At 41.4% G+C, this 19138-nt stretch carries 23 protein-coding genes; 1 reads left to right on the top strand and 22 read right to left on the bottom strand.

Features of this window, described 5'->3' with window-relative positions; translation table 11 throughout:
• Positions 1–34 precede the first annotated feature (34 nt).
• The 9 genes from ispE to metG all read right to left on the bottom strand — a co-directional run bounded on the left by ispE (position 35) and on the right by metG (position 8780).
• Positions 35–904, bottom strand: coding sequence for a 4-(cytidine 5'-diphospho)-2-C-methyl-D-erythritol kinase (ispE, locus tag LNN34_RS21525; RefSeq protein ID WP_024123617.1), 870 nt, complete (start codon positions 902–904; stop codon positions 35–37).
• A 147-nt stretch (positions 905–1051) separates the two neighbouring features.
• A complete protein-coding gene (locus LNN34_RS21520; protein ID WP_010332697.1) occupies positions 1052–1237 on the bottom strand; it encodes a small, acid-soluble spore protein, alpha/beta type in 186 nt (61 codons plus the stop codon).
• Positions 1238–1398: 161 nt separating this feature from the next.
• On the bottom strand, positions 1399–1659 hold the full coding sequence (gene veg / locus LNN34_RS21515; RefSeq protein WP_024123616.1) for a biofilm formation stimulator Veg: 261 nt from the start codon (positions 1657–1659) through the stop codon (positions 1399–1401).
• 201 nt (positions 1660–1860) lie between these two features.
• Positions 1861–2733, bottom strand: coding sequence for a sporulation-specific protease PrtG (gene prtG, locus LNN34_RS21510; protein WP_024123615.1), 873 nt, complete (start codon positions 2731–2733; stop codon positions 1861–1863).
• Between the two features lie 161 nt (positions 2734–2894).
• Entirely contained in the window at positions 2895–3773 is an 879-nt protein-coding gene (gene rsmA, locus LNN34_RS21505; protein WP_229044575.1) for a 16S rRNA (adenine(1518)-N(6)/adenine(1519)-N(6))-dimethyltransferase RsmA, read from the bottom strand.
• On the bottom strand, positions 3766–4326 hold the full coding sequence (gene rnmV, locus LNN34_RS21500) for a ribonuclease M5 (RefSeq protein WP_044153503.1): 561 nt from the start codon (positions 4324–4326) through the stop codon (positions 3766–3768). The genes rsmA and rnmV overlap by 8 nt, the downstream gene beginning before the upstream one ends.
• A gap of 144 nt (positions 4327–4470) precedes the next feature.
• Entirely contained in the window at positions 4471–5694 is a 1224-nt protein-coding gene (locus LNN34_RS21495) for a G5 and 3D domain-containing protein (RefSeq protein ID WP_044153522.1), read from the bottom strand.
• A gap of 245 nt (positions 5695–5939) precedes the next feature.
• Positions 5940–6707 carry a TatD family hydrolase gene (locus LNN34_RS21490; protein WP_044153506.1) on the bottom strand — a complete coding sequence of 256 codons (768 nt, stop codon included), beginning with the start codon at positions 6705–6707 and terminating at the stop codon, positions 5940–5942.
• Positions 6708–6785: 78 nt separating this feature from the next.
• Positions 6786–8780: a methionine--tRNA ligase gene (metG, locus tag LNN34_RS21485; RefSeq protein WP_044153507.1), complete on the bottom strand. Its 1995-nt coding sequence runs from the start codon at positions 8778–8780 to the stop codon at positions 6786–6788.
• Between the two features lie 496 nt (positions 8781–9276).
• On the opposite strand from metG, the gene abrB reads away from it, so the two are divergent.
• On the top strand, positions 9277–9567 hold the full coding sequence (gene abrB, locus LNN34_RS21480; RefSeq protein WP_003226760.1) for a transition state genes transcriptional regulator AbrB: 291 nt from the start codon (positions 9277–9279) through the stop codon (positions 9565–9567).
• Between the two features lie 49 nt (positions 9568–9616).
• Here abrB and rsmI read toward each other — a convergent pair whose 3' ends face one another.
• From rsmI to LNN34_RS21415, 13 genes are all read right to left on the bottom strand, one after another.
• Positions 9617–10495 carry a 16S rRNA (cytidine(1402)-2'-O)-methyltransferase gene (rsmI, locus tag LNN34_RS21475; RefSeq protein WP_229044573.1) on the bottom strand — a complete coding sequence of 293 codons (879 nt, stop codon included), beginning with the start codon at positions 10493–10495 and terminating at the stop codon, positions 9617–9619.
• On the bottom strand, positions 10470–10769 hold the full coding sequence (locus LNN34_RS21470; protein WP_010332689.1) for a GIY-YIG nuclease family protein: 300 nt from the start codon (positions 10767–10769) through the stop codon (positions 10470–10472). The genes rsmI and LNN34_RS21470 overlap by 26 nt, the downstream gene beginning before the upstream one ends.
• The gene (locus LNN34_RS21465; RefSeq protein WP_099042709.1) at positions 10756–11499 is read right to left on the bottom strand and encodes a tRNA1(Val) (adenine(37)-N6)-methyltransferase; all 744 of its coding nucleotides are present in this window, start codon (positions 11497–11499) and stop codon (positions 10756–10758) included. Before LNN34_RS21465 ends, LNN34_RS21470 begins: the two co-directional genes overlap by 14 nt.
• Positions 11500–11559: 60 nt before the next feature.
• Positions 11560–11919, bottom strand: coding sequence for a replication initiation-control protein YabA (gene yabA, locus LNN34_RS21460; protein WP_010332687.1), 360 nt, complete (start codon positions 11917–11919; stop codon positions 11560–11562).
• A 14-nt stretch (positions 11920–11933) separates the two neighbouring features.
• Positions 11934–12761 carry a competence/sporulation regulator complex protein RicT gene (gene ricT / locus LNN34_RS21455; protein ID WP_010332686.1) on the bottom strand — a complete coding sequence of 276 codons (828 nt, stop codon included), beginning with the start codon at positions 12759–12761 and terminating at the stop codon, positions 11934–11936.
• Between the two features lie 2 nt (positions 12762–12763).
• On the bottom strand, positions 12764–13753 hold the full coding sequence (gene holB, locus LNN34_RS21450; protein WP_044153513.1) for a DNA polymerase III subunit delta': 990 nt from the start codon (positions 13751–13753) through the stop codon (positions 12764–12766).
• Positions 13754–13764: 11 nt separating this feature from the next.
• The gene (locus LNN34_RS21445; RefSeq protein ID WP_024123606.1) at positions 13765–14205 is read right to left on the bottom strand and encodes a YaaR family protein; all 441 of its coding nucleotides are present in this window, start codon (positions 14203–14205) and stop codon (positions 13765–13767) included.
• A 12-nt stretch (positions 14206–14217) separates the two neighbouring features.
• The gene (gene darA / locus LNN34_RS21440) at positions 14218–14547 is read right to left on the bottom strand and encodes a cyclic di-AMP receptor DarA (protein WP_003218295.1); all 330 of its coding nucleotides are present in this window, start codon (positions 14545–14547) and stop codon (positions 14218–14220) included.
• A 74-nt stretch (positions 14548–14621) separates the two neighbouring features.
• A complete protein-coding gene (gene tmk / locus LNN34_RS21435; protein WP_229044571.1) occupies positions 14622–15260 on the bottom strand; it encodes a dTMP kinase in 639 nt (212 codons plus the stop codon).
• Positions 15257–16696, bottom strand: a complete 1440-nt coding sequence (locus LNN34_RS21430) for an aminotransferase class I/II-fold pyridoxal phosphate-dependent enzyme (RefSeq protein ID WP_229044569.1) — start codon at positions 16694–16696, stop codon at positions 15257–15259. Before LNN34_RS21430 ends, tmk begins: the two co-directional genes overlap by 4 nt.
• Before the next feature lie 83 nt (positions 16697–16779).
• Positions 16780–17937, bottom strand: coding sequence for a toxic anion resistance protein (locus LNN34_RS21425; RefSeq protein ID WP_229044567.1), 1158 nt, complete (start codon positions 17935–17937; stop codon positions 16780–16782).
• A gap of 17 nt (positions 17938–17954) precedes the next feature.
• Positions 17955–18569: a 5-bromo-4-chloroindolyl phosphate hydrolysis family protein gene (locus LNN34_RS21420; protein ID WP_229044591.1), complete on the bottom strand. Its 615-nt coding sequence runs from the start codon at positions 18567–18569 to the stop codon at positions 17955–17957.
• Positions 18570–18710: 141 nt separating this feature from the next.
• The gene (locus LNN34_RS21415; RefSeq protein ID WP_024123601.1) at positions 18711–18905 is read right to left on the bottom strand and encodes a sigma factor G inhibitor Gin; all 195 of its coding nucleotides are present in this window, start codon (positions 18903–18905) and stop codon (positions 18711–18713) included.
• Positions 18906–19138 lie beyond the last annotated feature (233 nt).

Genomic DNA, 19138 nt, shown 5'->3' with positions numbered 1-19138 from the left:
ATATTTTAAGATCAATATAACTTAACATACGGATTTAATCAAGAGCGTTCTGTTCGCCGATCATTCTCACCGCATATACCTGATCGCAGAAGCCTCTTAACCCGTTATAAATCCTCTGTACCTTAGACTCATACTGAACCAGTCCAAACACAGTCGGACCGCTTCCGCTCATTAACACAGCATCTGCACCAAAGCGTTTCATCTGGTTTTTGATCATCGCGACTTCAGGATGCATATCAAGCGTTACAGACTCAAGCACATTGCCTAAACGGCTGCACATCTTTTGAAAGCTCTTTTCCTCAATCGCGTCAATCATGCCGTTTACATCCGGGTGTTCCACCTCATCAAGCTTCAGCTGTCTGTAGACCTCGGCCGTAGAAACGCCGATTGTCGGCTTCGCCAAAATGACCCAGCAATGCGGAGGCGGGCTGATGTGTTTGATCTTTTCACCGCGTCCGGTGGCAAGCGCAGTTCCGCCATAGACGCAAAACGAGACGTCTGAGCCAATTTCCGCTCCCAGCTCCGCCAGCGTTTCTGCAGAAAGATTTAAATTCCACAGTCTGTTCAGTCCTCTGAGTGTTGCCGCCGCATCACTGCTACCGCCAGCAAGGCCGGCAGCCACCGGGATCACCTTAGTGATCATAATGGAAACTCCCTTTTTCACGTTGTATCTGTCTTTGACGAGCTTGGCAGCCTGATAAGCTAAGTTTCTTTGGTCATCGGGCACAAAGCGGTTGTGGGATGAAACCCTCACTACATCTTCTGCCAGCTCCGTCAATTCAATCCGATCTGCTAAATCAATTGTCGTCATAATCATTTCGACTTCATGATAACCATCCGGGCGTTTTCGGGTAACGTCGAGTGACAGATTGATCTTGGCTGGCGCTTTTTCTAAAATACGCATAGCTTTCACCTACTTCTCCATCTAAACATAAGTATGAACATTGTATCACATTTGAAGTACGGGATGAACATATCCATATTGGAGCTATTATGTATTTACATCCAAAATCAAAAACCGGGGAACCATACGTCCCCCGGGTCACATTCCTTATCGGTTATTCTGATTCTGAGCCATCTGCTGTTCGGCGATTTCAATTGCCCGTTTTACCATGTTTCCGGCATCGCGGGCACGAATGCCGCCCCAACCTTCATTTTTTACAGTGTCGTAAAAACCAAGGTCCTTAGCCAGCTCATATTTAAACTCATCTGACATAACTCCACGACGTCTGCCCAAACGAAACAACCCCTTTTTTAGAGATGATAACGATTCGTGCACGTCACGATAAAATGTGACCGTTTTTATCTTTTGTTTAATAACGGTGAAAATATCGAGAGAATTAATGGAAACCAAAAAAAGGCAAAACAAAAAGCAGTAAACAAAAAGTTCACTGCCCGTTAAAATGCTACTGAGCTTGCCGCGTCATCATTAAAAGTCAACTCAACAGTCTCAGTCAAAATATCAGCATAACTGTATGAAACTCTTTCAAACGAGTTCTCGTCTTGATCTAGTTGTATCACAAAAACAGCAGGGTACGTCTCAGCTAAAATGCCCGAGCGCTCAATCGTTTTTCGGCGGCCACCGTTTGCTTTTAACGTCAGCCGTTTACCTAAATTTCCATCAAGCGACCTTTTAATATCGGACAACGTCTTCGCCATTGCATCCACCTCACTACATTTATTGTACAACACGAGCCCATTTTTGTCAAATAAAATTTAAATTATATCAACGTTAATAAGACGTTGTCAACAAAATTATTTTGACAAAATTCTATGATTCCTCAAATATTTTCCGCAAGTTTCGGTAAATTATGTATCATTATGCAAAATAAAAACCCCGAATAAATCATCTATCCGGGGTTAATTGGACTTATAAGGCATTCCGACCCTCAGTACTCCTCTTGTTTCAATGCCTCCAAGTCCTTTCTCTCTTGTCAGTGTATTCCGAAGCACTTCCCATACATTGATTCGTTCCATAAAAGGCGTAAAGCTGATTTTCGCTACGATATATACAGGATCAAGAGCGTGAATGTTTACTCTTGAAGGAGAACTCGCGAAATTCGCCCCCGCTCTTATTAGTGATTCAAAGTGGGATTGGCAAGCCCCCGCAAAAATAACAAGCTGATCTAAGTGAGGGATTTTTTTTCGTGCTTTATGAACTGTTTCGACAAAGTGTTTTGAATGTCTGTATGCGCTCAAATCATCAATGCCGCCCTTTTGCTTGGAGTATGCATCATGCCCGGTAATCACCAGGATGTCAGGTCGATATTTGTCGAGCAATTCTTCTATAGAAGCAGACATTTTCTTTTCGTGGCAATGAATGCCGTAAACCGGCACACCGATTTTTTTATAGACACTCAGGCATTTTTTTAAATACGCCTCATCACCGTCCATATGAAGCACCTTGCCCGGCATATGAAAATAGTGCTCCTGATGCTGATACTGGCTTGTTGCATAGTACTCCTGTTTTTCTCTCAGCAGTTTATAATCCTGACGGAGCAACTCAAGTGATTCATTCATTCTGCTTTCATCTTTCTTTTTTCGCATCAGCTGCTCATCTTTTTGCACGGCCACCAAATCAGAAAAATACGCATCAGCAATCAGCCTGACTTCGTCACCATGCAAAATGGCGATTGAATTTCCTGTACTTGTTTGCTCTATCCCTATAATGCGAAACAAAACATCCATTTGATAGGATTTTCTGGCTACCATATCCCCTATTTGAAATTGCACGTTCCTCACTCCACACATAGACTAAGCCTCATCATGAAAGAAAGAGCCTTGAGAAAAGCGCCTTTTTTCGCTGAGTGCAAGTTTTTCTAATCATTGGATTTTAAGGTCCTTCTCTAGCCTATGTAGCGTCAGTCCATGTGGTGCGAAAACAAAAAGCCCTTTTAAAAAAGGGCTTTGTACAATCCGTTAGACAGCGCAGCGAACTCCTCAATAGACAAGGATTCACCTCGGCGCTTGCCGTCAATATTCGTTTCTTCCAGCACTTGCTCGATCGTTGGTTTTTTTGCTTTTCCATCAGGCAGATTATTCACTAAGTTATTAAGCAATGTTTTACGGCGCTGAGCAAAACTCGCCTTAATTAATTGAAAGAAAAAGGCTTCGTTTTCTACATCCACTGCCGGGCCGTCGCGGCGAATCAGCCGAATGACTGCTGAATCTACATTAGGCTGAGGAACAAATACCGTTTTCGGAACGATCATCACCGTTTTGGCCTCTGTATAAAATTGCACAGCAATAGAAAGTGAACCGTATTCCTTAGATGAAGGATCAGCTGCCATACGTTCGGCCACTTCCTTTTGCAGCATAACGACAATCCCCTTCAGCGGAAGGTTTTCTTCAAGCAGCTTCATGATAATCGGCGTTGTCACATAATAAGGAAGGTTGGCTACAACCATCACCTCATCACAGTCCTTAAATTGCTCTTCAATGACTGATTTGACGTCAGCCTTAAGCACATCTTGATGAATGACAGAGACATTGTCATAAGGCGAGAGCGTGTCTTTAAGGATCGGCAATAAACGCTGATCAATTTCAAATGCAACGACCTTTTTCGCCCGCTTGGCAAGCTGTTCAGTCAAAGCCCCGATTCCCGGGCCGATTTCAATGACACCGGTTTTCTCTGTCACTTCGGCGTGGTCGACAATTCTGTCTAAAATGTTCGTATCGATTAAGAAATTCTGTCCCAAACTCTTTTTAAAAGAAAAACCGTATTTCTTCAGTATCTCTTTCGTTCTAATCGGTGTCGCAATATCTTTATTCATTCTGTTCCTCCCGCATGACGGTATCGAGCGCACTCATAAAATCACTTTTTTTAATTTGAAACATTTGCAGCCGTTTTTGAAGCTGTTTGCCATTTGTATATCCGATTTTCAGCAAATCACCAAGACGTTCACGGCGGCGTTTTGCTTCAGATCCGCCAATGAGCCCGGCGTGAATCAGGTCTTCAGCCGAAATTTCACTCGGCTGTGCTTCCATTTCTTCGTGCACGTTTTCTAAACATGCCCTGATGCTTTCAATCGATGCGTGTTCTACGCCAATTCCCCGTTTGTTCTTAGGTTTCGCCAGATGCTTTGGCAAAAATGCATGCTTACAGCCAGGTACAGCCTCGGAAATGGTTTTTCTTATTTTTTCTCCCGGGAAATCCGGATCCGTTAAGATAATGACTCCTCTGGTTTCCTGAGCCAAACGGATTTGTTCTATCACATGATCACCGATGGCTGAACCATTTGTTTCAATTGTGTCTGCATCAACAGCCAATTTGATGCGGGCCGTATCGTCACGCCCCTCGACAACAATGATCTCTTTAATTTTCATTATTTCCTCCAAGACAAAATAAAAACTTTTGTATATTGATGAAACTTTTTCATATTTCGAGCGTCTAATAAGCAGAAAATACACTTCGTCTATTATAACGAAAAAAACAGAGGGCGCAAAACCCTCTGTACAGATAAGTATATATTAATTCAAGATTTTAATTTTAACTGTTTTATTTCCCCATCGGTAAGCCGATGATTTCTCAGGGAAAAAGACATCTATTTTATTCCCTTTAATCGCTGAGCCCGTATCAGCAGCAACAGCGTATCCATATCCTTCAACGTGGACTTTTGAGCCTAGCGGAATGACATTTGGATCTACTGCGATGACTTTTGCATTAGGATTATTTTTCAGATTAACGCCTGTAGCCGTATGCCCTGAACATCCGCTGCAGCTTGCCGTATAAGCCGTAGATGATACTGTCATGACTTTACCGGTTGATTCATTGCTCCGCGACACAACTGGTTTTGAATCGCCAGAAGCACTGATCTTTTCAATCTTCGGACTGCTTTGCTTTGTGCCGATCGCAACCACTTTATCTTTGCTTTGCTCGGCTGTTTCTTCTTTTACAAGCTCTCTGGAAACTTCTTCGCCGTTTTCCTTTACGACTTCATAATGTTTTTTGAGCTTGCCTTCTTTTCCTTTTTGAACGACCTTTTCTTGCCCTTTTTCAAGAGATGCGTCTTCTTGTTTTTTCACATCAAACGCTATTTTCTCTTCAACTACATCGGTGACCTTTTCGATACGAGTTATTGTAATATCAGCCTTTCCTTTCGTTAGCTTTTCGTCTAACGCAGGCTTGATTTTATCTTCGTCTTTTATGTTCATCTTTTGCTGTTTTAAAAAGTCAGCGACCGTAGTCGAAGTCGTCCAGATCTTCTTTTCTTTCCCTGCATCGTTCACAGTGACTTGGAACGCAGGTTCTATGTTAATTTTCATGTCTTTCGAAACTTCTGTATCTATTGCAGGATCAATTTGATCGTGTTCTTTCACATCAACATCTTGTTCGTCCAGTAATGCACCGACCGTTTTTGCTGTTGACCATAATGTCTTTTCTTCCCCGTTTAAAGTAAGCTTCACAGGTTTTGCAGCCTCATACACAACATTCATATCTGCTGTTATCTGTGTCTTTTTAGCAGGTGTGATCTTATCCTCGTCTCTTGTCTTTATATCGAGTGTTTCTAAAAGATCACCGACTGTTTTTGCATGTGTGCGTATATTTTTCTTTTTGCCGTTGATAGAAACTGAGACTGATTGTTTCGTCAGCTCATGAGCTGCGTACGCAGTCCCGCTTCCCGCCAGCAGCAAACAAGCAGCAACCAGAATGACTTTGCTTTTGCTAAGCTTTACGGAAAACAGCTTTTTCATTTTTTGTGTGATGAAAAACGCCTCCTTCTCCTCGGAGAGATTATATAGAGTATCTAAAAGGCTGTCAACCCTCCCTTCTCCTTCTCCTAAAAGCTCAGTGTCTTCTTCATTATCCTGAAACACACCGAGAAACGGAAGAAAGACTTGTCGACAAACCTATCCTATGAGGAGAAGAAAGCATGTAGAACTTTTATGGAAAAACGCCGGAACGGACAAGCTCTTACAAAACCCGCTAGCGTTTGTTGTCAGTTTATACGGAAAAGTCTTTTTGCATTTTCAGTCGTGATTGATGCAATTTCTTCAAAGGTTGTTCCTCTTAATTCAGCAATCTGCTCCGCCACATATTTTACATAGCTTGGCTCATTTCTTTTCCCTCGAAAAGGAGTTGGTGTAAGAAACGGACAGTCAGTTTCAATAAGCAGCCTATCATTCGGAATTTCCTTTACAACTTCCTTCGGTTTCTTCGCATTTTTGAAGGTGACAGGACCGCCAAATGACAAATAAAAATTCATTTTCATACATTCTCTTGCAACTTCGATACTGCCCGTAAAGCAATGCATGATGCCGCCGACTTCGTCTGCGCCTTCCTCTTTCAAAATGGCAACAACGTCCTCTGTCGCATCACGGTTGTGAATAATAATAGGGAGATTGACCTCTTTCGCCAAGGCAATTTGTTTTCTGAATACTTCTTTTTGAACGTCCTTAGGAGATTTATCCCAATGATAATCCAGGCCCATTTCTCCTATCGCTACCACTTTTTCATGAGCAGAAAGCTCTTTAATCCAAGCCAAATCTTCCTCTGTCATGTCAATGGCGTCAACTGGGTGCCAGCCGATAGCAGCATAAATAAAATCATATTCCTCAATCATTTCCATCGCCCGGGTAATGGTCGGCCGGTCAAAACCGACAACTACAATACGGTCCACTTTTTCAGTTTTCGCCCGCTCAATAACCTCTTCAAGATCTGTATTGTATTGTTCTGCATTTAAATGCGCATGTGTGTCAAATAACATAAATGAAAAACTCCTTTCTTGTCGAAACACAAAAGGTGTTCGACGAATTGTTACACGTGAAACACCTTTTGTTTATCATTATTTAATTCTTGTGCCTTTCGGTAAGGACTGATCAATGGATACGACTTTTAATACGCCGTCTGCTTCTCCTGCAAGGATCATTCCTTGAGAAAGCTCTCCTCTCAGCTTAACCGGTTTTAGATTTGTTACACATACGAGTTTTGTTCCAATAAGCTGCTCAGGCTTATAATGTTTTGCAATGCCGGATACGACTTGGCGTTTCTCAAAGCCCAGATCAAGCTGTAGCTTCAGTAAGCGGTCTGCTTTTTTCACTGGCTCTGCTTCGATGACCTCTGCCACACGAAGTTCTACATTCATGAACTGATCGATCGTAATTTCAGGTAAACGGTCTACCTCTTGCGGCTCTTCTTCTTTTTTCTCTTCTTTAGCTGGAGCTGAGCCTTGCATTTTCCCTTTGATGTACGCAATTTCTTCTTCTGCCTCTAAACGCGGGAATAACGGTTCGCCTTTTTGCACTTTTGTATCTGTAAGCTGGCCGAAAGCAGTAATGCTGTCCCAGGCTTTTAATGCATCATCCGTGATGCCCAGCTGCTCAAACATTTTTACCGGTGTTTTTGTCAGGAACGGCTGAAGCAGTACGGCTGAAATACGCAATGATTCAGCAAGGTGATACATAACCGACTGCAGTTCTTTTTCTTTTTCAGGATCTTTGGCAAGAACCCATGGAGCCGTTTCGTCAATGTATTTATTTGTACGGCTGATCAACTGCCATAACGTTGAAAGAGCCACCGAGAATTCCATATTTTCCATTGCTTTTTCATATGATTTCACTGTTTCCTCAGCCACGGAAGAAAGCGTCTGGTCAAATTCCGTTACGGCACCTTTATAAGAACCGATTTGCCCGTCAAAATATTTATTGATCATAGCAACAGTACGATTCAAAAGGTTACCTAAATCATTCGCTAAGTCATAGTTAATCCGTTCAACAAAACCTTCCGGCGTGAAGACACCGTCAGATCCAAATGGAACTTCGCGAAGCAGATAATAACGAAGCTCATCTAAACCGTAGCGTTCGATGAGTGTGACTGGATCAACAACATTGCCTTTGGATTTCGACATTTTTCCATCTTTCATCAAAAGCCAGCCATGTGCAAATACTTGCTTCGGCAGCGGAAGATCCAGAGCCATCAGCATAATCGGCCAATAAATGGTATGGAATCGCACAATTTCCTTACCAACTAAATGAACATCGGCAGGCCAATATTTTTGATATAGCTCATCATTTTCTGTATCATAACCGAGTGCTGTTAAATAGTTGAATAGTGCGTCGATCCAAACATACACAACATGTTTTGGATTTTCCGGCACCTTCACACCCCAGTCAAATGTCGTGCGTGAAACAGCTAAATCCTCAAGGCCGGGTTTGATGAAGTTGTTAATCATCTCATTTTTACGTGACTCCGGCTGAATGAAGGTTGGGTTTTCTTCATAGAACTTTAAAAGACGGTCAGCATATTTCCCCATACGGAAGAAATAGGATTCCTCTTTGATCAATTCGACAGGGTGCCCGCTGTCAGGGCTTTTCCCGCCAATAACCTCACCCTTTTCATTTCGTTCAATATCCACAAGCTGAGTTTCCGTATAGAATGTTTCATCAGGGATACTGTACCAGCCCTCGTATTCATCAAGATAGATGTCCCCGTTATCAAGAAGCTTTTGAAACACCTTTTCTATGACGACTTTATGCCGTTTTTCAGTTGTGCGGATAAAGTCATCGTTTGAGATTTCAAGCTGTTTCCACAGTTTCTGAATATCTGCCGCTGCACGATCCACATACTCCTGAGGCGTAATGTTTTCCTGTTCAGCTTTTTGCTGGATCTTCTGCCCATGCTCGTCCGTTCCCGTTAAATAGCGAACATCAAAGCCTTTTAATCGTTTGTAGCGAGCCATTGCGTCACCCGCGACTGTTGTATACGCATGGCCGATATGTAATTTTCCGCTCGGATAATAAATCGGTGTTGTAATGTAAAATGTATTGTTTTCTTGCGGCATCTTGAAACCTCCCAATCAGAATGTCAAAAAGCTCCCGCCCAAAGGACGAGAGCGGCGATAAGTGCAAATCCTATATGATTACCTATTTTTATATTTATCCTTTATCTATGATACCATCTTAGCCTTTAAGATCAAGGATATATACGTATGCCCCTAAAAAGAATAATTAAAATTAAAAATGTTTAATGAAAGTAAAAAAAGTCTGTTCGTGTCGAATTTTGTCGTATATAATCTTACGGTATAAAAAACCTTGGTTCGAAAGTCTTGATTTAAAAGGATTTTTCATAGGATAATAGCTTTATTAGAAAATTATAAAATGCTGTTATTCCGGTATTTTCAAAGCCATTACTGACTATAAGAACTAAATCTTACAATCAATAGTAAACAAAAGGATTGACGATTATTGGAAACCTTGTTATGCTATGAAGGTAAGGATTTTGTCGAATAATGACGAAGAAAAATATAATTTAAACAATAATTATCTCTTGGGAGGAGAATGTTTATGAAATCTACTGGTATTGTACGTAAAGTTGATGAATTAGGACGTGTAGTGATTCCTATCGAATTGCGTCGTACTCTTGGAATCGCAGAAAAAGATGCTCTTGAAATTTACGTTGATGATGAAAAAATCATCCTTAAAAAATATAAGCCAAACATGACTTGCCAAGTAACTGGTGAAGTTTCTGACGATAACCTTAAACTTGCTGGCGGCAAATTGGTGCTAAGCAAAGAAGGCGCTGAGCAAATCATCAGCGAAATCCAAAACCAGCTTCAAAACCTTAAATAATCATTTTTTACACAAAAAACGTTCTTGTTATGACACAAGAACGTTTTTTTTATTGCTGAATATGGTATGCATCATACATTTCACGTTTTGGGACGTTACGATCTACAGCCGCTTTTTTAATGGCTTCTTTTGATGTCGCTCCTTTTGAGATGTAATGCTCGACATGTTCTTTTGCAGATAGGTTCTCCCACCAATGTATTTCTTCATCTGCTTCCTCAGCTTTATTGCCTTCGACTACAAGACAAAACTCACCGCGGATCTGATCCTCATTTGCCCAGTCTATCACTTCGGATATCGTTCCTCTTATAAACTCTTCATATTTCTTAGTGAGTTCACGCGTCACCGCAATGTCCCGATCTCCTAATATGTCTAACATCACAGACAGGGTTTCCTTCAATCGGTGAGGTGCTTCATAAAAAATAATCGTTTCTTGCCGTTTTTTGAGGACATCGAGTTCTTTCTTCTTTTCTTTTTTCTGCCTGTTGAGAAATCCGTAGAAAAAGAAAGGCTGCGGTACAATTCCTGAAGCGATAAGCGCTGTTAATGCGGCATTGGCTCCCGGCAGAGGAACAACATAACCGCCCATTTCCGTAAAGTCCTTGACGATTTCCGCTCCAGGATCAGAAATCGTCGGCAGTCCGGCGTCACTGACCAGCGCTATGTTTTTCCCGGACTTCAGCCATTCAATGATTTTGTGGCCGCTGCTTTCTTTATTGTGTTCGTGATAACTGACAAGCGGTGTTTCAATTTCATATACATGGCAAAGCTTTTTTGTTTGCCTCGTATCTTCTGCAGCAATCGCATCCACTGATTTCAGCGTTTCGATCGCGCGAAATGTCATATCCTCTAAATTTCCGATAGGTGTCGGAACCAAATAAAGAATCCCCATATCCGACTTTCCATTAAAGCTCATCTGGCGCCTTAACATATACAGCCTCCTTGCTGTTCCGTTTTTCTTCTATATAAAGCTCTTTTTTTCTGCGGGTCAGTTTTTTAAAGTAATATTCCGCCTGCATGGCTTCCCGCTTCGTTGCAAATGCCTCAGCAAAAATTAAATCAACCGGGCGTCTTGCTTTTGTATACTTTGCGCCCTTTCCATCGTTGTGAGTTTTCAGCCGTTTCTGCAGATCGTTGGTATACCCTGCATACCAGCTGTTGTCTTTGCACTGTACAACATAAAAGAAATGGTTATTTGTCTCCATATAAAATGGTCCTGATTTCTTTTGTATATTCATTTTGTTCGTTATACACGAACAGTGGAGGAAGTATTTTCAAATCTGGACGCCCGCCTTTTATGCCTTCAACCAAAATGGTATTGGCTTCCTTCCCTTGTTTCGGATAGACAAACTGAACACGCTTCGGCTCAATTTGATAAGCCTTCATCAATTCAAAAATTTCGAGAAGCCGGCCCGGCCGGTGAACGAGCGCTGCCTTTCCTCCTTGCTTTAGCAATTTACTGCTGACTGAAATGACATCTTCCAATGTACAGTGAATTTCATGTCTCGCGATACGGAGATGTTCATTCAAATTTTGTTCGGCCTGTTTGGGTGTTTTAAAATAAGGCGGGTTGCAGGTAACAACATCATATCTATTATGCCCCAGCTTTTCAGGCATGTTTTTCAGATCATCATGTATGATTTGAATTTGATCCTCCAGTTTGTTATATTCCACACTGCGGACAGCCATATCATGCAATCTTTCCTGAATTTCAACACCAATGATATCTGCTTTTGACCTTGTACTCAGCAGCAGCGGCACAATGCCGTTGCCGGTGCACAAATCAACAATTTTTCCTTTTTGAATCGGAACATAAGCAAATTTGGAGAGAAGCACAGCGTCCAATGAAAAAGCAAACACCGTTGGACTTTGTATAATCTTCATATCCTCTGCCAGCAAATAATCTAATCTTTCATCGTCATGTAATGAAACCATTTTCTTATCCTTTCCAGCACCTTTGAAAAAGGCTTCCGTCTGATGCGGAAGCCTTTTTCCTTATTTTTTATTTAAGAATGACAGACAGAAAAGACAATCTTCTTTTCTGACGCTTCCATAGTGGACGTTACAGATATGGAATCCTTCCTGATACAGACGTGCCAGATTATCATATCCTTCCCCTATATCAGCTTGCTCTGTCTTCTGTGTTTTTGATTCTTTTTTATCAGCTTTAAACTTTTCAATCTGCTGCGTCGTATCGTCCAGCCGTTTGCGCAAATGCTTATTTTCAAGCTGTAAATGATGATTTTCTTCAATCATCTCACCGATATGCTGCTTTAAATCCCCCAGCTGCCGGTAAAGCGAGCCGATTTGTTCTTCTAAGTTAATGACGGTATCAAATAACTCTTTTTTATCCAAGGTTCCACACCTCGTTAATCTGTGGTTTGTGCGGATACGACGCCCTCTTCCAAGAGCTCTTCCCAAGTATATTCTATCACTTTTTCACGGTTCATCAGTTCCACCTGAAGCACCCGTTCCAGAATATTCAGCCCGACGACTTTTGCAGGCCCGTTTGCTGTCGTAATCATTTCCCCTATATCCGGAAGCTGTTCCTTTGCAGTCTCATACTCATCGTTTTCGTATTTCAGACAGCACATCAGACGTCCGCAAAGACCAGAAATCTTTGTTGGATTTAAGGATAGGTTCTGATCCTTCGCCATCTTAATGGACACAGGTTCAAAATCTCCGAGGAATGTTGAACAGCAAAGCATTCTGCCGCAAGGGCCGATTCCTCCGAGCATTTTTGCCTCATCTCTTACCCCAATCTGGCGAAGCTCAATCCTTGTTTTAAAGATGGAGGCTAAATCCTTTACAAGTTCTCTGAAATCTACTCTGCCGTCAGCAGTGAAGTAAAAAATCACTTTATTACGGTCGAACGTAAACTCCACATCGACCAGCTTCATATCCAAGCCGTGATCTATCACTTTCTTTTGGCATATTTCAAATGCTGATAAAGCTTCTTGTTTATTTTCTTCTACAATGAGAAGATCGCGCTCGTCAGCCACGCGTATCACTTTACGGAGCGGAAGCACAACATCATGCTCATCCACCTGTTTATTCGCGACAACAACCTGGCCGTACTCAACACCTCTGACAGTTTCTACAATTACGCAGCTGTCTTGTTCTATATGAAATCCATTCGGATCGAAATAATATATTTTACCCGCTTTTTTAAAGCGGACGCCAATTACATTGTACAAGCTTATCCCTCCTGCAACATTAACACCAAGTGCTCCATTAATCCCTGCACATTCACATTGGAATGAAGCCGTTTCTTTGCTTCTAAAACAGCAAGTATCTGGTTCGTAACGCTTTGTTGTGTTGATTGTAGCGCATGCTGTTTTATTGATTGGAATAAGTCTTGATAAATCAATTTATCTTCATTTCCTATTTGGATGGACAACACATCGCGATATATCAATAAGAGCATATCAAGACCCATTTCTTGATGGGTTTTTTCTTTGAAAAAGGGCATCCATTGATCTTGAATAAAGAAAAAGGCATGTCCTTTCCGCTGGTGTAAGACTTCATACAATTTTATCACTTTCGCTCTAGACTCTGCAAACTCATCATTTCGACTTAATTCGACTGCTTCTGCTACATTGTTGGTCATGTTCGCCAGGAGCCTCGCCATATGAGGCGAGACGTCCTGTTCTATCAGTCTGTCTTCAATTGCTTTGGGCTGCAAAGGCTGAAAAGGAAGGGTTTGGCATCTTGAAATGATGGTATCCAATAACCTTTGAGGCTGCTCAGTAATAAGGATGGCCATTGTGTCTCTGTTCGGTTCCTCTAAAAACTTCAGCAGGCTGTTTGCCGCATTAGCCGTCATTTGATCTGCATGGGATATGATGTACAGCTTTTTATGCGATTCAAGCCCTGTTTTAGAAAACTCTTCTTGCAGCGCTTGAATTTGCGCCTTTTTAATCGATAACCCATCAGGCTGGACCAGATGGAGATCAGGGTGGTTTCCCGACTCAATCCGCTTACAATTTCTGCAGTTCTCACAAGGCTCTGCTCCGTCTTCCAGACAAAAAAAGCTTTTCGCAAGAAGCATTGCGGCCTCCAGCTTGCCTGTTCCTTTTTTGCCCTCAAATAAATAAGCGTGTGATAGTCTGTCCTTCTCAATACTATTATATAAAAGCTTCATTACTCTGGGCTGAAGCTCGGTCATTTCCTTCCAGGATATTGCCATTGTATCACTCTCTATGTGTAAAGGTTAATCAATAAACCTTTTATTTCGCCAATACGCTCCAGCAAATCAATTGCCGGCTTTTCCTGATCCATCATCTCTTCAGTAAGCTTTATCAATTTCTCGTCTATTTCTTTCACAAGTCCCAGCGTTCTGCTGTTTCCGTAAAGATCAAAGCTTTTCGACGTTTCATGTGAAAGGCCGCTGTCAACAGCTTCTTTGACAAAACGTTTCACAAGCCCTTTAAATCTTGCCAAGTCTTTAAAATTCCGTGATTTCGTCAGTCTTTTCCCAAACGCTTCTATGTCCGTTAACATCCTGGTGAGCTGATCAAACTTCAATTTGCTGCTTTGGTTCTCCATTGATGTTTTAAAAGAAGCTGAAATCTCAGCTGTTTTCATAGAAGGAAGCTGCTTATTATCTATAAATGTGCGTATATCTTTATTAATTTTCACAGTTTCAAATCCTTAAAATTGATGAAATTCATCGACTGGAAGGACAAACACTGTCGCTCCGCCAACTTCAACTTCGACTGGATAAGGGACATATGAATCAGCATTTCCGCCCATTGGAGATACAGGAGCAATCATCTGATCACGTTTCTGTCCGTTTTCTTTAATGAGGCTCAATGCTTTATCGACGCGTATATCCTCGACACCAATCATAAACGTTGTATTGCCTGATTTAAGAAATCCTCCCGTCGTCGCAAGCTTTGTGACTCTAAAGTTGTGATCTGTTAAAGTTTTCAAAAGTCTGTTGCTGTCCTGATCTTGTACAACTGCCACTATTAATTTCATCTGTAAAGGCCTCCTTTAGATTGGAAACAACAATGATCTCGTTTACATTATTATATCAACTAATGAGAAACAGGTCACAATTGAATTTTTTTCAACGCTTCATTGATAACCTTTAGAACGTCCTGAACAACGAGGTCTTTCGATTGTGCTGCATCAACTGAATGAAATCTTTCTGGAAAACGTTTTATCAGCTCCCGATAACCTTCCTGAACCTTTGTATGGAAGCTCAACTTTTCCAGATCGAGCCGGTTTTTCTCCCGAGAGCCGTTCGCATCAATACGCTTCAGGCCTTCTTCCGGATCAATTGAAAAATAAATTGTGACATGAGGCATCATATCTCCAATGGCGAATTGGTTAATCGAAAGAACCTCATCAATCCCAAGGCCTCTTGCATATCCTTGGTATGCGAGTGAACTGTCTATGAATCTGTCACAAAGTACAATATGCCCCTGCTCTAAAGCAGGTGTTACTTTTTCAACTAAATGCTGACGTCTTGCAGCTGCATATAAGAGAGCTTCTGTTTTCGGATCCATTAACGTGTTGTTCTCGTTTAGAATAACTTCTCGAATTTGTTCTGCGATATCTATGCCGCCTGGTTCCCGTGTTGCTGTAACCTGAAGGCCTTCTGCTATCAGTATCTTTTTTACTTCCTGCAATACAGTCGTTTTTCCCGCGCCTTCAGGACCTTCAAATGTAATAAATAAACCGCTCATGATTTCTCCTCTTCTATATAAACAAGTAATTGCTTCTCATTGATTTTCATATTCCCTTGAACATGCGTTTTCATGCTGATCAAGCGGCTGAGCTTTTGCACGCTTTCCCTTGTGATTCTTTCGCCTGCCATAATCATCGGAATTCCCGGCGGATAAGGTATAACATCCTCTGCATTCAGCCGGCCTGCCGCTTTATCAAAACCCACATATTCTTTCTGTAACGTGTTTAAAACCTTTTTCGGATAAGGCATTACAGTAATAGGCTGTGCTTCCCATTCTGGAGAAACATTCATCTGGTCCGTTGGAGTCTTTTCGATCTCTTGATCAATTTTCTTAATCGTTTCAGCAGTAATTCTTCTTTTTCCTCCCAAGGGAAGAACAAGCAAAACCTGATTTTCATCGGCAAGCTCTGTGAATATGTTGACACGCTCTAATATTTTTTGCAGTGTAAAACCTGAATGGCCACATTTGGAACGAATGGTGAGTTTCAGCGGATCCGTTGTAATCCGTTGATTGGCCGGTTCAACCGCTTCAGCATATCCAAGTGAATCAAACGTTTGTTTAATCGATTGAATATGCTGCAGAACGTCAGGAAGCTTTTGTTCCTCTATCATATGCTGCAGATAAGCGCGGGCAAGATCCAATGAAGCCATTATCGGATAAGACGGGCTGCTGCTTTGTAAACGATTCAAGTAATCCGCTACCCGGTTCCGTTCAATTTTGTTGCTATTGAGGTGCAAATAAGACCCCATCGTCATGGCAGGCAGCGTTTTGTGCGCCGACTGAACAACAATATCTGCTCCCATTTGCAATGCTGAAGCCGGGAAAGGCTCCCCTAAAACAAAGTGTGCGCCGTGCGCTTCATCCACCAGCACAGGAATCCCGTATTGATGGGCCTCTGAAATGATTTCAGTCAAATCCGCGCTATGTCCATAGTATGTGGGATTGGTCAGCACCAACCCCTTCGCATTTGGATATGCCTTTAAAGCTTCTTTTATCGTACCAAGCGGGACATGCGTAGGCACATGCATTATTTCATCAATGTCAGGTGCGAGATAAACCGGCTCAGCTCCAGCCAAATCAACAGCATGAAAGACAGATTTATGGCAGTTTCTTTGGATCAGGATCGTATCTCCAGGATCACAAACTGATAAAATCATCGCTAAGTTTCCGACAGTCGTGCCGTTCACAAGAAAAAAACTTTCTGCCGATCCATACAATTGGCTGACAAGATCTTGGGCTTCCTTAATCACACCTGAAGGATGATGCAAATCATCAAGCCCCGATAGTTCAGTCAGGTCAATTGTAAGAAGCGGGTTGTATATGGTCTTAGCCTCATCAAAAAAGACATCTCCATTGTGATGTCCCGGAACGTGAAATGAATGAGAATTTCTTCTCGCATGTTGAATCAGTGCATGATATAAAGGTGTGTTCATTAAAACAATCCCTTGAATGTGTATTCTTACTCTTTATTATATCGTTCCTATGACAGAACTTAAAGCTAAGACTTACTGGTAAACTACCTTTCCTTTATCGCGAGCAGCTTTTGCTTCAAATCGCCTTCCATCATCATGAGCTCTTCTTCAGCCTGTCGGCGTTTGAGCCGCCCTTCTTCTTGAATCGTCAGCGTTTCTTCAAGCGTACTGATTAAGCTTTCCTGCACCTTCTTTAACGTATCAATATCAACAAGCCCTCGTTCATTTGCTTTCACTGTTTCAATTGTATTGGTTTTTAAAAGCTCCGCGTTTTTTAGCAAAAGCTCATTTGTTGTATCGGATACTTTTTGCTGTGCATCCACAGCGTTTCGCTGCCGTAAAAGTGTCAAAGCAATCGCTACTTGGTTTTTCCAAAGCGGGATTGCGGTTACAATGGATGACTGGATTTTTTCAGCTAATGCCTGATTCGTATTTTGAATTAACCTAATTTGCGGAGCGCTTTGTATGGTAATTTGCCTGCTCAAGAGCAAATCGTGCACTCTTTTATCCAGTCGGTCAGCAAATTGGATCAAATCGTTTACTTCTTGAACGGCCATTTGATTATGTTCACTTGATTCGGCCTGTCGTTTCAGTTCAGGAATTGTTTTCGTTCTTAATTCATCCAGCTTTAATTCACCAGCAGCAATATAAACATTCAGTGCAGAGAAATATTCTTTGTTTTTATCATATAACTGCTCTAACAGCTTATTATCACTGAGTAATGCATTTTTCGAATGCTCAAGTTTTAAACTGATTCTGTCTATCTGCACACTCGTCTTTTGATACTTTGACAGTACCTCCTGTAGAGAATGAGACACTTTCCCAAACATGCGTGCCAAGAAACCTTTTTTCTTAGACTGCAGTTCATCTGGATTTACTTGCTCCAGCTTTTTCATCAGCTCACCAAGGATTTCACCGATTTCCCCGACGTCCTTCTTTTGAACATGATCAATCATCGTATGAGAAAAATTCAGCAGCTTAGACTGAGCTTGTGAACCGTATAAGACAATACTGTTCATCTTGTTATGATCAATCTGTTCAGCCAACTGGTATGCTTTTTCTTTGTTTTCTTCGGGCAGAACATCGACAAGCCGCACTGACTGCTTTTCTGATTCGACAGCCTCCCCCTTTGGTATTTCGATATCACCAAAAGGGTCTGCCAACAATCCGTCTATTTGAAGTTCGCTTCGATCCTTATTCACCGTCCTTGCCCCTTCCGTTATTTTTTCAAAGAATGCTTCGCTGCATCTAATTCAAATTGCAGTTCACCAATTTCGTCGCCCATTAATTGAGTTAAATCTTCTTCTAAACGCTTCGTCAATTCAGCAAGTGTGATACGCACTTCACTCAACGACATCGAAAGCTCTTTGTTTTTTTTCGGATGAGAAGAAAGAAAAGCATATTTCTCTGTCAGTTCCACAACAGAATCTAGAGTCTGATAAAAGAAACGCTCAGCCCGATAAAACCGTTTTGGCTCTTTTTTGGTTAATATATAGATCCTTCTGACAAGTCTCAGCATCTCTGCATTTTGCTTAAACATCTGGATACTTTTTGCCTGAAATAAAGCTTTTCTAAGACGGATTATTTTTTGCCTTGCTTCCTCAAGATTTTTCTTGATGTACGCATATTCTCTTCCCGTCAGTTCATGTTTTTTAAGAAATAACCGTCTCGAATTCCACAAACCCGCTGTGTATACGAGAGCTGCTGATGAAACGCCATATACAAAAGATAAAAAAAATGATTGGTTAAAACCAAAAAAACTCAATAATCCTATGAAAACAAAAGTCGCACTGCTTGTGAAACTCCATATCAAAAATTGAAGAAATCTATGCATCACTTCATCGACTCCTGTGAGTATTTCATATTTAACATTATTATCTACTACGTTTAGTCCCTAAACAAGTTTCATGTTCTTTTATCGTATCCACTGCTTTATATAAAGTGAAAAATGGTAAAAAAAAAGACCTTCTCAGGTCTAAGAATATAATGGCGGTGTATGAATGCTCTTTAGTTTTTTGACATAAAAGGCATAGTCAGGATCGGAAGTTGCTGTAGAAATTACTTTTCTCTCACAATCTAAGCATATGAATTTTGTATAAAGATGAATCCCTCTGCTTTTCTCTTGTTCGCAAATAATACATGTTTGATGGTGTTTAACCGTTTCGTCCATCGTCCCCACCTCCGTACAATTAGCCTTTCCTGAAACCTGTTATTGTATACATTATTTAGATCTTTTGGAATCTTGAGATCAGTATATGGGCTATATAAGCTGTCGGTGTTTGTATTGTTTTGATTTCACTTGTACTTGGACAAACAAAAAACCCAGCTCAATGAGCTGGGTTTTACCCTTGCTTGGCGGCGTCCTACTCTCACAGGGGGAAACCCCCGACTACCATCGGCGCT

Source organism: Bacillus sp. AF23 (assembly GCF_020861455.1).
Taxonomy (GTDB): Bacteria; Bacillota; Bacilli; order Bacillales; family Bacillaceae; genus Bacillus; species Bacillus halotolerans.
Note: the sequence above shows the minus strand (reverse complement) of the source record. Positions and strands in the feature narration are given on the sequence as shown.